Annotated in this window: 12 protein-coding genes; 2 read left to right on the top strand and 10 right to left on the bottom strand. The window is 29.4% G+C overall.

The features are described from left to right. Position 1: 1 nt before the first annotated feature. From HNQ90_RS13580 to HNQ90_RS13625, 10 genes are read right to left on the bottom strand one after another with little or no spacing between them, the layout of a single operon-like run. A complete protein-coding gene (locus HNQ90_RS13580; protein WP_144117728.1) occupies positions 2-787 on the bottom strand; it encodes a glycosyltransferase family 2 protein in 786 nt (261 codons plus the stop codon). A gap of 10 nt (positions 788-797) precedes the next feature. Beyond that, positions 798-1619, bottom strand: a complete 822-nt coding sequence (locus tag HNQ90_RS13585) for a glycosyltransferase family 2 protein (protein ID WP_144117729.1) — start codon at positions 1617-1619, stop codon at positions 798-800. A 15-nt stretch (positions 1620-1634) separates the two neighbouring features. Next, positions 1635-2480 (bottom strand): glycosyltransferase family 2 protein, encoded by an 846-nt coding sequence (locus HNQ90_RS13590; protein ID WP_144117730.1) that lies wholly within the window; start codon positions 2478-2480, stop codon positions 1635-1637. 5 nt (positions 2481-2485) lie between these two features. Continuing rightward, a complete protein-coding gene (locus HNQ90_RS13595; RefSeq protein ID WP_144117731.1) occupies positions 2486-3454 on the bottom strand; it encodes a glycosyltransferase family 2 protein in 969 nt (322 codons plus the stop codon). 2 nt (positions 3455-3456) lie between these two features. Continuing rightward, positions 3457-4359 carry a glycosyltransferase family 2 protein gene (locus tag HNQ90_RS13600; protein ID WP_144117732.1) on the bottom strand — a complete coding sequence of 301 codons (903 nt, stop codon included), beginning with the start codon at positions 4357-4359 and terminating at the stop codon, positions 3457-3459. Positions 4360-4369: 10 nt separating this feature from the next. After that, positions 4370-5527 (bottom strand): polysaccharide pyruvyl transferase family protein, encoded by a 1158-nt coding sequence (locus tag HNQ90_RS13605; RefSeq protein ID WP_144117733.1) that lies wholly within the window; start codon positions 5525-5527, stop codon positions 4370-4372. 3 nt (positions 5528-5530) lie between these two features. After that, positions 5531-6775 carry an ABC transporter ATP-binding protein gene (locus tag HNQ90_RS13610; protein WP_144117734.1) on the bottom strand — a complete coding sequence of 415 codons (1245 nt, stop codon included), beginning with the start codon at positions 6773-6775 and terminating at the stop codon, positions 5531-5533. Between the two features lies 1 nt (position 6776). Continuing rightward, positions 6777-7649, bottom strand: coding sequence for an ABC transporter permease (locus HNQ90_RS13615; RefSeq protein ID WP_144117735.1), 873 nt, complete (start codon positions 7647-7649; stop codon positions 6777-6779). 41 nt (positions 7650-7690) lie between these two features. Then, positions 7691-10150 (bottom strand): exopolysaccharide transport family protein, encoded by a 2460-nt coding sequence (locus HNQ90_RS13620; RefSeq protein WP_144117736.1) that lies wholly within the window; start codon positions 10148-10150, stop codon positions 7691-7693. An 18-nt stretch (positions 10151-10168) separates the two neighbouring features. Then, positions 10169-10960: a polysaccharide biosynthesis/export family protein gene (locus tag HNQ90_RS13625; protein ID WP_144117737.1), complete on the bottom strand. Its 792-nt coding sequence runs from the start codon at positions 10958-10960 to the stop codon at positions 10169-10171. A gap of 107 nt (positions 10961-11067) precedes the next feature. Here HNQ90_RS13625 and HNQ90_RS13630 point away from each other — a divergent pair, with 107 nt between their 5' ends. Beyond that, positions 11068-12936 carry an ABC-F family ATP-binding cassette domain-containing protein gene (locus HNQ90_RS13630; protein ID WP_144117738.1) on the top strand — a complete coding sequence of 623 codons (1869 nt, stop codon included), beginning with the start codon at positions 11068-11070 and terminating at the stop codon, positions 12934-12936. Positions 12937-12949: 13 nt separating this feature from the next. After that, positions 12950-13720 carry an O-methyltransferase gene (locus HNQ90_RS13635; protein ID WP_144117739.1) on the top strand — a complete coding sequence of 257 codons (771 nt, stop codon included), beginning with the start codon at positions 12950-12952 and terminating at the stop codon, positions 13718-13720. The last annotated feature ends 6 nt before the right edge of the window (positions 13721-13726 follow it).

A 13726-nucleotide genomic window follows, 5' to 3' on the forward strand; every position in this document is an offset into this window, starting at 1 on the left:
ATTAATATTCAAACTTTTTGGGTTTATTAAGCTTAAATTTTAATGTTAAAAAGAATCTTTTAAAAGCGTAATAAATTGAAATAAACAATACTTTAAACGCATTTATGATAGAAACTAAAGTGCCTTTAGTAACATTGATTAATTTAGGCTCTGTATGCCAAATTTGGTAATTACCAATTAAGTCGTTTTTAAATCTAAAAAATTTTTGCTTATCATTTCGGCTAATGCGATAATTAAAAACTACGGGAGCAAACTCTATGTCGTACCCTGCTTTTAATACACGTTTTGTCCAATCTTTGTCTTCAAATGTTGGAACGTTTTCATTAAATTTAATTTTATCCCAAGTAGATTTTCTAAAAGCTGAACCAGAAAAAATTAATCCCGATTTGTTTGGATCCTGAGTAGCTGGTATATTTATTATATAATTTTCATAATCGTTGCTTGAATGCAAACACCTTACTCCTGCTAATTTTTTATTTTGCTCGAATTGCTTTTTTATTGTTGAAAAAAAATCTGGACTCACAGGATAAGCGTGTGCACTAAAAATGACTATAATTTCGTTTTTTGCTTTTTCTGCGCAAAAATTAGCACTACCTCCATAACTAAAATTTGTAATGGTTTCGAATCTTGCATTGTACTTTACAGCAATCTCTTTAGAGTTATCTTCAGAAAGGTTATCGACCACAATAACCTCATCTATATCATTGCTATAACGATTCTTTAAATTAGACAACAAAAACTCTAATGCTTTTGATTGGTTTTTAGTTCTTATAACAACAGAAATCATAACAGCGTTTTTAATTTTTAAAAATGGTCTTTACAAAAACATAAACTTTAAAGATAAAATTATTCTTAATCTTGTTATTAAAATTTTGTAATGACTCATTTTGTTGATACGCTAAAATAGGGTTTTTAAAATGTGCATCATAAATAGCCTTATTTTTTGTATAAATGTAATCGTATAAATCAAAATACAATTTAGGTGATTCTGAAAAAGAATTTGAAAGACTACCTGTTTCATGTTTACGATAATAATAAAGCGGCTTACTTATTTTTACTACTTTAGAGTTTTCGTTTAACATTCTAATCCATAAATCCCAGTCTTCAAAGGACTTTAATTTTTCATCATAACCACCAATTTTTAAATAACGTTCTTTTTTAAATGGTGTGCAGGCTATAAAGGTATTTTGAAGTAATAACGTTTTATAATTATAGTTGGGTAATGAATAAATCCCCTTTTTTTCTCCAAAAAAAGACACATCGTAATGCACTACATCTGCATTAGTATTATTAAATGTATTAATAACATCTCTGATTAATTCTTTATCAATTACATCATCAGAATCTAATGGCAAAATTATATTATTCACTGCATTATTTATTCCAAAATTTCTAGCGCTAGATAACCCTCCATTTTCTTTATAAAAATATTTAAAGCGTTTATCTTTTTTTGTCCAGCTCAAAGCAATTTCTTCAGAATTATCAGAGCTTCCATCATTTACTATAATACACTCCCAACGATCTTTAGAGCTCTGGTTAAAAACAGATACTAATGTTTCTTCCAAAAACTGAGCTTGGTTAAAACAAGGGATTATTATAGAAATTGAGTTATTAATCATTGAAATTTATTATACTTATTTAACGCTTTTAAACTTATTTTTTATAAATCTAAATGGCAACAGAATTAATTGCCCAATTTTAAAATCTAAAGTGTGCTTTATTTTTAAATTATTTTTCTTTAATTGGCGGGTTACATATAACGATTGCATTATATAAGACTCAAAATTATCTAAATAAACTTGTTTGTGTTTATTATATATATAAGTTCTAAGTTCCATATCATAATTAGCAAAAGCCTTAGAATCTCTAGATATTTTTTTAATTCTATAAGTAAATAATGGTTCAGGAATTATATACATTTTCCAATTATTCTTTAAAATGGAAATCCAAAACTCCCAATCTTCATAACCATTAACCATGGTTTCATCATAACCAGAAACTTGTTCCCAGCATTTTTTCCTAAACATTGAAGTCCCCAAGCCATTGTTTTTAAATAGAAAATTCTTCACGGCTCCCCCTAATGGTTTTATAATTTCTTTACCTAAATTATTATTTGTAAATGTTTTATAATAACAACCAACAACACCTATATTTAAATTATTGTTTAATATTTCTAATGCTTTTTCAATAAATGTATCCTCAAAATAATCATCGGCATCAAGATTTAAAATGTAATCTGTATTTGCTAAATTAATTGCAATATTTCTTGTTTTACAAACACCTTTGTTTTCTTGACATATTACTTGAACGGAATCATTTTTAATGCCTTTTAAAACTTTTTTGGTTTCAATATCTGAACCATCATCAATTATAATAATTTTTTCGGCTTTTACGGTTTGACTTAAAATAGAATCGACTGCCTCTATAATAAATTTGCCATCATTAAAGCAAGGAATAATAACTGTAACGTTGCTTTGCATTCTTATTATATTTTAATTTGTTTTGATTTCCAACGTTTTTCAATTCTATAAATTCCTTTAGAAAAGAATAGCAAACTATTTCCTAATAATTTAAGTTCAATTGCTAGCCATTTATTTTTTAATTTTAAAATACGAGTTAAATTATTTAAAACAAACTTAGCGTTAGTTAAGTGATTATGTTCTAGACTTCTAAAAAAGGCATCTGTTAAGTAATAATAATACGACTTAGTTAATTCTAAATCCTTAAGTTCGATACTTTTTTTCAAAACCTCAACTGCAGTAAAGCTTTGTGATTCTTTATAGGACTTTATGTAATTTAAATTATTACTACTTTTACTTTTAATATGTTGCCTATATAAAAACAACGGTTTATTTATAATAGCATATGAGGCTTTAGGTATTTTATAAAAAATACGTGTAAAAAATTCTGTTTCTTGTCCTCTAGTTAGTGTTTCATTAAATAGTTTCTCATTAATAAAAAAATCTTTTTTAAAGAGCACTGAATTTGTGATGAATTTTAACTTCCACAATAAATAATCCTTAAACAAGGATGTTTCTTCAATTAAATTTTCAGTTTTTAAAACATTCAAATTTTCATCTGTTATATAATGTGATCCTATTACAAATTTTATACTGTTTTCAAAGGCGTTCATTTTAGTTTGTAAAAAATCTTTAAGCATGACATCATCATCATCAAACCAATTAACATATTCGCCATTGCTTAGTTTAAAGCCGTAATTTCTAGCACCATTCCCTCCTTCTAAATATCCATCTGGTAGATTGTAACATGAAAACCTGCTATCCTTATTTATAAATTGATTTACAATCAATAAAGTATTATCCGTACTATGGTCATTAATAATAATACATTCCCATTTAGTATAAGTTTGCGTTAAAATAGAGTTTAGTGTTGCTCCTATTAAATGGGCTCGATTGTATGTTGGTATTATAATCGACACAAGTGCACTTTCCATTTTTAAATATAGTGTTTTCCTAATGTTTTATTTGTAGCCCTACTTTGATTAATACTATCAGAAATACAATATATTAATTTAAGCTCTTTATTACATTGTTTTACACTTGATAAATTAAACTTTAGCAAATAGTTAATTCTTGAGTTTTTAATTTCCCTTACACGTTGCTTTATCTCTACAGAATGGTAATTTAGATTAAGATTTGCCCAATTTAACTTGTACTTCCATTCTTTATATTTTGACGTTTTTGTATCAATACCTTTATTTTCAAATTCTCGATCATGCATTACAAAAGCATCAGGTACAATTCCAACCTTGAGCTTATGGTATCTTAGCCTTTGGCAATAATTATCATCTTCGCCGTAATGAAAAAAAATGGGATCGAACCCTCCTATTTTCAATAATGTCTCTTTAGGAATTAACCAACTGGCAGCATTAACAAAAGGCACCTGATAAATTTTAGACAAGTTTTTTGTTATAGCATCAAAGTGAAAGAAATTATTATAATCGTATTTTAAGTATTTAGAAAAATTTCTATCTAATTTATTACCTTCTCCGTTAAGTTGTATTGGGCTTAAAACAGCATAATCCGTATTATTTTCATGAACATTTATTAGCTCATTTAAGGTATTTGGTTTTAAGTATGCATCCTGATTTAATAAAAAAACATAATCTGCACCTTCATTTAATGCATAAGTAATACCTAGATTATTAGCTTGACCAAAACCTAAATTTGTTTGCTGTTCCAAAAGTTTAACCTGAGGGAATTCTTTTTTTATATAAGAAACAGTGTTATCCTTAGAAGCATTATCTACTACTATAACATTATAATCTGCACAACTTTTTAAGCACTTTTCTAGCCATTTCATTCCGTTGTAGCTAACAACTATTATATAAGCCGCCATTTCCTTTTATTTAAATTTGTTTAAATTTGTTTAAAACTCTATTAAATTTATTACTTAAGCTTAATAATTTTTCAAATTTAAGAATATATAGACTAAATCCTGGTTTTTCATTGTTTTGAATAATTTTATTAATGTTTTCCCAATGTCTATTTAAAGCAGATTCTATTTTTAGTTTAACATTCTTAGTTAAAATAGCTGGTTCTTTAATACTATTTAGCGCGACATAAAAAGAGTCACAAATAACAAGATTCTTGAGCTCCGTTAATTCTAACAAGCCTTTAAACTTATGTAAAGGTTTATTTCTCAGAACTAAAAATGCTGGTACACCATAAGATAATGCTGTGATAAAACCATGCATAGACGAACCAAAAAAATAATTCCCATTTCCAATAACATGAGCTATTTTTTTTAAACCATCGGACACTAAAATATCATGTTTAGTTTCCATTAACTTAGACACCTTTTTTGTAAAAGCTCTATCACCATGACAATCACCTATAATAATGAATTTAATAGGCATTTTAAGTTTCTCACTTAAGGCATCTAAATTTTTTGCAGTGTCATTAATCGGACTATGGTATCTTGAATTTAAATTAACAGTTATATAATTAGAATCTTTTTTGGCATCTAATGGCCATAATTTATCTATATCAAATGCCGAATCGGGAACAACAGCAATGTCATTCTTAAAATTTAAGTTAACCTTTGCGATATTAATGGCTATTTGTCTGCTAAAGCCTTCCCTAAAAGCTACGTAATTAGAATTACTAAAGGTTTTAGTCGCAATTTTCTTTTGTAGATACCCCTTAAAATTCTTTGATATTCCTGGTGCATTAAACAGGTAAGGTATTTTCTGTTTTATAGCTATTTTTGCTGCTCCTACCCATAAATTAGCATAAGCAAATCCTTTTTTGTTATTATAAACAGTAATAATATTTGGCAATAAATGAAGAATATTACCTCCTCCAACTACCACTGCATTATATGTTCTGTTTTTAGCTTTATCAAAAGAAATAATAGGTTTACCATCCTTAAAAACAGTTATATTATCTGTTGGTGAAATATGCTCCCAGTCATGGTTAGGCAATCTAAACTCAGCAATATGAGGAAAAAGTAAATCCCCATAATTATCTACATCAAACGTTCCAAAATGGGCTATTTTAATCATAATTTAGTACCATTTGTATTCAGCTAAAGCTTTGGCCTTTAATGTAGATGGTTTTAAAATGATTCCACAATTAAAAAAATCGCTATTTAAAACCTCAAAAACCAAACATTTTTTTACTCGTTCTACTTCAATCTTATCGCTTACAACACCAACGTTTACGTAATATAAACCTTGAGTAAGCGGGTTTTTTTCAATTTCACAATTTAATATTTCACTGGTTTCGCTTATATATCCTTTATTAAAATATTCGGAAGATAGGTGTAATATTTTTTCATCATTAAAATTATAAACCCCAAGATGAATATTAGTTGAATTAATAGCTTTTAAATTTAACTGAAAACGAATTTTCAAGTCTTTACCAGATGCAATAAGCTTATTATTTATTTCAATTTTTTGTAAAATTTTATCTTCATTGTATGATAAATAAGACAAATTTGTTTCTTTATTAGTGTTATTAGAAATGTAATACTCTATACATGCATCTACATCACCTTCAAAAGTAGAACTTCCTTTTTCAAGTACTATAGCGCGTGTACATAAATTTTTTACTGCTGCCATATTATGACTGACAAATAAAACCGTTCGACCTTCTCCACGGCTAATATCCTGCATTTTACCAATCGCCTTTTTTTGAAATTCAGCATCGCCAACTGCCAAAACCTCATCAATCACAAGAATTTCAGGTTCTAAAAAAGCGGCTACAGCAAAAGCTAAACGAACAGTCATACCCGAGCTATAGCGTTTAACAGGTGTGTCTATATAACGTTCACAGCCAGAAAACTCAATAATTTCATCTATTTTAAAAGCTATTTCTTTTTTAGTCATACCCAAAATAGCGCCGTTTAAATAAATATTTTCGCGACCAGTCATTTCACCATGAAATCCTGTTCCTACTTCTAACAATGAGGCTATTCTTCCTTTAGTTTTTATATTTCCTGTTGTAGGGCCTGTAACTTTAGAAAGTATTTTTAAAAGGGTCGATTTACCTGCCCCATTTTTACCTATAATTCCTAAAACTTCACCACGTTGTACTTCAAAGTTAATCTCTTTTAGCGCCCAAATATATTCAGAGTCTCCTTTAGAACTACGATCATTTGTTTCTCCTACTCTTAAATAAGGATCTTCTTTACCTCTTATTTTAGACCACCATCTATTAAGGTCATGGCTAATAGTACCTGTACCCACAAGTCCTAAACGGTATTGCTTAGAAATATTCTCTACTTTTAAGATAATGTCTTTGTTTTTCATACTAAACGGTATCTATAAAGGTTTTTTCAGTTTTATTAAATATAATTAATCCTAAAGAAAATATTAAAACAATGGCTATACCAACATAAAGAATTTTAAATATAGAGAAATCACCAATACCCAAAGTCATATACCTAAACAACTCAATAATAATTGTCATAGGATTGTATTCTACTAACCATGAGTACTCCGGAACTTTTTCTTTAAAATAAGATAACGGATACATAACTGCAGAGCCATACATTAATAATTGCACACCAAAGCCTACTAAAAATGTAAGATCTCTATATTTAGTAGTCATTGAGGATATTATCATACCAATACCCAAGCCAAAAAAGCCCATAAACAATATTAGTAAAGGTAAAAACACAATTACAAATTGAGGTGATGCATTCGACGCTTTTGTAGTAAAAAAAACAAAATATAAATAGAAACAAACAAAAACTAATAATTGAATTCCAAACTTTAAAAGATTAGAAAACACAACTGAAAGCGGTGTAATAACTCTTGGGAAATACACCTTGCCAAAAATGCCTTGGTTTGCTGTAAACGTATTGCTTGTACCTGTTAAACAGGTGCTAAAATAATTCCAAGAGGTTATTCCTGCTAGATTAAATAAAAATGGAGGGATACCATTACCCGTTGGTATTGCTGCCAAATTATTAAAAATAAGAGTAAATATAATTCCTGTAAATAGCGGCTGTATAAAATACCATAAAGGCCCTAAAATAGTTTGCTTATACTGAGTAATAACATCACGTTTTACAAACAGAAACAGAAGGTCTCTATACCTCCAAATTTCACTAAAATTTAAATGAATTAATTTTTGTTTTGGAGAAATTGTATAAAGCCAATCATTATTTTTAGTACTCAATATATTGTTTTTTTAATTTAACACTTAAAATTTTTGTTCAACTAACTGAAAAATGTTTTAATTCTGTTTATAATCGATTTTTTATTTGATTCATCTTCATTGTAGCCATTACCATAACTTCCATAACCGTAGCCATAACCGTAACCATAACCATAACCATAACCGTATTTACCTTTTTGGTTATAACCGTTGTATACAAAACTTAAATTTTCGATTTCCCCTTTACTATATTTAGTATTAATTAAATTAAGCATACCTTTTTTAGTATAATCTTGTCTTACTACATAGATAGTAGCATCAGCATAATCTGTTAGTTCTAAGGCATCAGCAACAAGTCCTATTGGAGGCGTATCTAAAACAATATAATCATAAGTGTTTTTTAAATAATCCATCATCTCATCCATTTTATCATTCATCAGCAATTCTGATGGATTTGGAGGTATCGGACCAGAGGTAATTACATCTAAATTAGGAACTTTAGTTTTTTGAATAACCTCGTCAAAACCCTTTTGTCCAATTAAATAATTAACGACACCTATATCGTTTTCAATTTCAAAATCGCCAAATATTTTTGGTTTTCTTAAATCTAACCCTACTAAAACTGCTTTTTTACCACTCATAGCAAAAACGGTAGCAATATTAATGGAACAAAACGTTTTCCCCTCTCCACTAACTGATGATGTTACCATAACCGTTTTAGAACCTTCTAAATTATTCTTTTTATAAAAATACTGTAAACTGGACCTTATTGACCGAAAACCTTCGGCAATGGTAGATTTTGGTTTTAAATGAACTATCATATTATTTTCCAAATCATTTTTACCAACTACCCCTAATAACGGAATATTAGATAGCTTTTCTAGTACTTGAGGGTTGTGAAGTTTATTATCAAAAAACGTAAGTAAAAAAGCTAATAATAATGGGGGAAGAATTCCTCCTACAATAGCAAACAAATATCTTGAGCTTAACTTTAAGTCAATAGGAGTTGCTCCCGTATCCTTTGCAGAATCAATAATAACAATATCTGATACACTTGCAGACTTAATAATATCAGCCTCTCCACGTTTAGCTAAAAAAGTATTATATGTTTTTTCACTTAACGTATATTGACGTTGTATATCAAATAACTTTTGTTGCGCCTTTGGAAGCTTTCTTATCTTTGCATCCTCAATAGCTATTTTATTATTTATAAGCTGTTGCTCTCTTATTAACTCATTACTAGCTGAATTAATATTTTCAAACAACACTAACTTAAGCCCTTCTATTTCCCTATTTAAATCTGAAAATATAGTAGCATCCTTTCTAACAGTTGATCCATATTTAGATTTTTGAACTGAAAGCGCATTTATTTTATTAATGTTAGAAACTATATTCGCTTCATCTATTCCAGAGATTGATGGAGAAGGAACATCTGTAAATGAATTACTCGTTTTTAAATAAGTTTCTAAACTTTTATAGTAAGCTAGTTTTCTATTTAGGTCATCTTTATCTGTTTCTAACAAAGTTAATTTAGAGTTTATAGCAACACTTTCGTTAGTTAAATCAAATATTCTATTCTTCTGCTTGTAATTATTTAAAGAGTCTGCATTTAAAGTTAATTGAGATTTCACCCTATCCAACTGGTTATCTATAAACTCTATAGTATTGGTAACAAATTGATTTTTTCTATTTAATTGATCTTCACTTAAAACAGAAACTGTTTCATTTAAGTAATCCACAATTTTCTCTTTATTTACATCTACTATACTTAAATTAAGTGTAGGCGAATTTCTTGGGTTATCAATTACTAATTTATTTCTATACTTAGCTACAACAGCGTCAAAATCAGAAAATTTTATAAAAAACTCATCATTGACATTAGGAGCACGGTCTTCCTCCAAATAAACTACACCATTTATATAGGGTAAACTAATAGTATCGCCTAAAGTAAATTGTTTAGTAAACTCCCCAATAGATACGTCTAGATTTGATCTTTTCTTACTACTAAAATTTTGAGTTCTTGCTATATTTGACTCAAAATTTACTGATAATTGAAATTTATTACTTTCAAGTATTGTTATTTTTATAGGATGATTTAATACTTGATTTGTATTGGGAGTTAAATTAATTCTTATTGGTGAAGATTTATAAATATCATCTTTCCTAAACCTAGATTGTTTTAAATAAGTAATATAAAATTCCAGATTATCCACTACTTTCTCATGGATAGAGCGTGATCTTAAAGAGGTCATTATAGTTTGGACTTTACCTGAAACACCACCCCAATTAAATGTTAAACTTGTTGTTGAAGTAAATAATGGATTAGACTCTTCTTCTATTGAGATCTGAGTACTTAACCTATAAGATTGTTGTTTACGTATATTTTGCTGATAAACGACAAAAACACCTACTCCTATAAATAACAAAAAGAGTTTCCAATAACTTAAAACCCTAATTAAAAATGCTTTAACATCAAATGAGGCTTGTGATTGGGACTCAGCAATTTCGAATTCCTCTTCCATAGTTTAGTCTAAATAAGTTTATAGATTTCGGGTTAAGAAATACGTTGAGACGAGTACTGATAAAATTGAAGCAATAGTGGTTATATTTTGTATTGCTGTTTGACCCGCACCTAGAGCTTTTCTTTTTAATGGTTTAATCATAATCATATCATTGGGCTGTATATAATAATACGGAGACTGCATTGCCTTTATATCTGTTAAATCAATATGATGAATTTTTTGTCCACCAGGATACTGCCGTACTATTAATATATCTGTCCTATCAGCTGTGTCAGGTAAGTCTCCTGCATTAGCCAAGGCCTCAATAATATTAACTTTATCTTGAAGAAGTGTATAAACACCACCTCCGCCTTCGCCAGTAACAGTATATCTCAAACCTGCTAAATTTACTGTTACAAATAACTCAGCATCCTCTTTAAAATATTGTTTTAATAGCTCACTTTTAACTTTATCTTCAATTTCCTCAATGGTGAAACCTAATACATTAATTTCTCCTAAAATAGGAAACTCAATATTACCATGCATATCTATGGTAAAGCCATTAAAATATAAAGATGCCTGACTTTGTCCAGAAGCTAAATCATCCCCAACAGGATTAAATATACCTACAAGTTCTGGGTCCAAAGCTTTAACAATTATACTTAGAATATCACTAACCTGAACCCTATAAGGCTTAGGTATTTCAGTAAGAACTAGGTCTGTACTGCCAGTTCCATCTTTATCTTGTAAATAAACAACATCTTTATTGGAGATACACGACGTGCACAAGAGACTAAAAACCAACAAAGTAATAACGAAATAGGGCTTCATATTTAGCAAATTGATATAACGCAAATATAACTTTTAGCTTTGAAGAATAAAACTTATAACGGATTTTTTGGTTTTTTATCCGTTCTTTGCAAAAAAAACAACAGCACTTGAATTATCTAACAGTTGAAAACATATCGAAGTCCTACGGCGAACATACCCTTTTTGAAAACATTTCATTTAGCGTTCATAAGGACCAAAAAATAGCATTTGTAGCAAAAAACGGAACGGGTAAAACATCTATTCTAAATATTCTATCGGGCGATGATTCAGCAGATTCTGGAGACGTTATTTTTAGAAAAGACATTAAAGTTTCTTTCTTATCTCAAGATCCTAAATTTGACGATGCTTTAACTGTTGAAGAAACTATTTTCGCTAGCGATAATCCTATTTTAAAAATTATTTCTAATTATGAAAAAGCACTTCTAAATCCAGAAGACACAGATCTATATCAAACTGCTTTTGATGCTATGGAGCGTCATCAAGCTTGGGATTTTGAAACGCTGTACAAACAAATTCTTTTTAAGTTAAAATTAGATGATTTAAATCAAAAAGTTAGTGTGCTTTCCGGCGGACAAAAAAAACGTTTAGCTTTAGCCAATGCTTTAATTAACAAACCCGATTTACTAATTTTAGATGAGCCTACAAACCATTTAGATTTAGAAATGATTGAGTGGCTTGAAGCCTTTTTTGCTAAGGAAAACATCACCTTATTTATGGTAACTCACGATCGTTATTTTTTAGAGCGGGTATGTAATGAAATCATAGAGTTAGATGAAGGTGAATTATATAGTTACAAAGGTAATTACTCTTATTATTTAGAAAAAAGAGAGGCTAGAATAGAACGTGAATCGGTTGAAACGGGAAAAGCAAAACAGCTTTTTAAAAAGGAACTCACCTGGATGCGTCGTCAGCCTAAAGCTCGAACCACAAAATCGAAGTCTAGAATTGATGATTTTGCCGATATTAAACACCGTGCTTATCAGCGAAGAAACGACCACGAAGTGCAGTTAGAATTGAACATGGAACGCCTAGGTAGTAAAATTCTAGAATTCCATAAAGTATCCAAAGCATTTAAAGATAAGACTATCCTTGATGCCTTCGAGTATACCTTTAAAAAAGGAGAACGCGTTGGCATTATTGGTAAAAATGGCACTGGAAAAACAACTTTCTTAAACATTTTAACACAAACTGCGCAACCAGATTCTGGTAAAGTTGTTAAGGGTGATACCGTTAAATTTGGCTATTACACGCAAAGCGGAATAAATATAAAACTAGAGCAAAAGGTAATCGATGTTATTCGTGAATTCGGAGATCATATTCCATTAAAAAAAGGTAAAACAATTAGCGCTCAGCAATTATTAGAACGCTTTTTATTTAGCCGAAAAAAACAATACGATTATGTTGAAAAATTAAGTGGTGGCGAACGTAAACGTTTGTATTTGTGCACTATTTTAATACAAAACCCTAATTTTTTAATTCTAGATGAGCCTACAAACGATTTGGATATTGTAACGCTTAACGTTTTAGAAAGTTTCCTTTTAGATTTCCCGGGTTGTATTATTGTTGTAACACACGATAGGTATTTTATGGATAAGGTTATTGATCACCTTTTTGTATTTAGAGGCGAAGGTGTTATTGAAGATTTCCCAGGAAACTATTCGGACTATAGAGTTTATGAAGACAGCCAACCTGTAATTTCAAATACAGGAACCGACGAAGATAAAAAGGATAACAAATCATGGAAACAAAACGAAGCTTCAAAATTATCTTTTAACGAGGAAAAGGAATTAAGAAACATTGAAAGTAAATTGAATGCTTTGGCTTTTGATAAAAAAGAATTAGAAGCCAAGTTCCATAACCCAGATTTATCTCAAGACGATATTAATGAACTATCAGATAAGCTTCAGAAAATTATTGATACCATTGAAGCAAAGGAAGAGCGTTGGTTCGAATTATCTTCAAAATTAGAAGGATAAAAATAAACACGGCTTGTACCAAGTTATTCAATACATAAAATTTCTGCTAATTTCCACCAATCAACATGGTGTGCATTCCCCTTTTATTTATAATTTAGTAACAACATGTTTTTACGATACTTCCAAGCATAACAGCTACAACCTTATTAGTAATTATAAAGCTTCACTTTTAAAAAATAAAACTAAAATTAAGGTAACAGATTTAGGCGCTGGTTCTCAAAAAATGAAAACCCAAGAGCGTGATGTTGCCAATATTGCTAAAAATGCGGGTACAACTAACAAACGTGCTAAGTTAATTTACAGAATTACTAATTATTTTAAACCGCAAAATATATTAGAGTTAGGTACTTCCTTGGGTATTGCAACACATGCTATGCACTTAGGAAACCCGAAAGCAAATATTACCTCTGTTGAAGGTTGTCCGGAAACCGCGTTGTTTTCAAAACAACAATTAAACAAATTTAAAGCCGAAAATATAGCTTTGGTAAATGGCAATTTTAATACTGAAATTGAAAAATTAAATTCTAAACAATACGATCTCATTTTTTTTGATGGAAACCATCAAAAGGAAGCGACATTGAAATATTTTGAAGCTTTACTAGAATCAACAACTAACGATTCGGTTTTTATTTTTGATGATATTTATTGGTCTGAAGGTATGACTGAAGCTTGGGGAATTATAAAAAACCACCCTAGAGTAACCGTCACTATTGACACCTTTTTTTGGGGCTTTGTTTTTTTTAGAAAAGAGCAAGTAAAAGAACATTTTACAATTCGCATATAACTGAAA

The sequence above is a fragment of the Algibacter amylolyticus genome, from assembly GCF_014202225.1.
In the GTDB taxonomy this organism is placed as follows: Bacteria; Bacteroidota; Bacteroidia; order Flavobacteriales; family Flavobacteriaceae; genus Algibacter_B; species Algibacter_B amylolyticus.

Bases quoted from the DNA above. Each gene is read 5' to 3' on its own strand.
- HNQ90_RS13620 (WP_144117736.1), bottom strand. From the start codon at position 10,150: ATGGAAGAGGAATTCGAAATTGCTGAGTCCCAATCACAAGCCTCATTT.
- HNQ90_RS13585 (WP_144117729.1), bottom strand. From the start codon at position 1,619: ATGATTAATAACTCAATTTCTATAATAATCCCTTGTTTTAACCAAGCT.
- HNQ90_RS13610 (WP_144117734.1), bottom strand. From the start codon at position 6,775: ATGAAAAACAAAGACATTATCTTAAAAGTAGAGAATATTTCTAAGCAA.
- HNQ90_RS13600 (WP_144117732.1), bottom strand. From the start codon at position 4,359: ATGGCGGCTTATATAATAGTTGTTAGCTACAACGGAATGAAATGGCTA.
- HNQ90_RS13580 (WP_144117728.1), bottom strand. From the start codon at position 787: ATGATTTCTGTTGTTATAAGAACTAAAAACCAATCAAAAGCATTAGAG.
- HNQ90_RS13605 (WP_144117733.1), bottom strand. From the start codon at position 5,527: ATGATTAAAATAGCCCATTTTGGAACGTTTGATGTAGATAATTATGGG.
- HNQ90_RS13625 (WP_144117737.1), bottom strand. From the start codon at position 10,960: ATGAAGCCCTATTTCGTTATTACTTTGTTGGTTTTTAGTCTCTTGTGC.
- HNQ90_RS13595 (WP_144117731.1), bottom strand. From the start codon at position 3,454: ATGGAAAGTGCACTTGTGTCGATTATAATACCAACATACAATCGAGCC.
- HNQ90_RS13590 (WP_144117730.1), bottom strand. From the start codon at position 2,480: ATGCAAAGCAACGTTACAGTTATTATTCCTTGCTTTAATGATGGCAAA.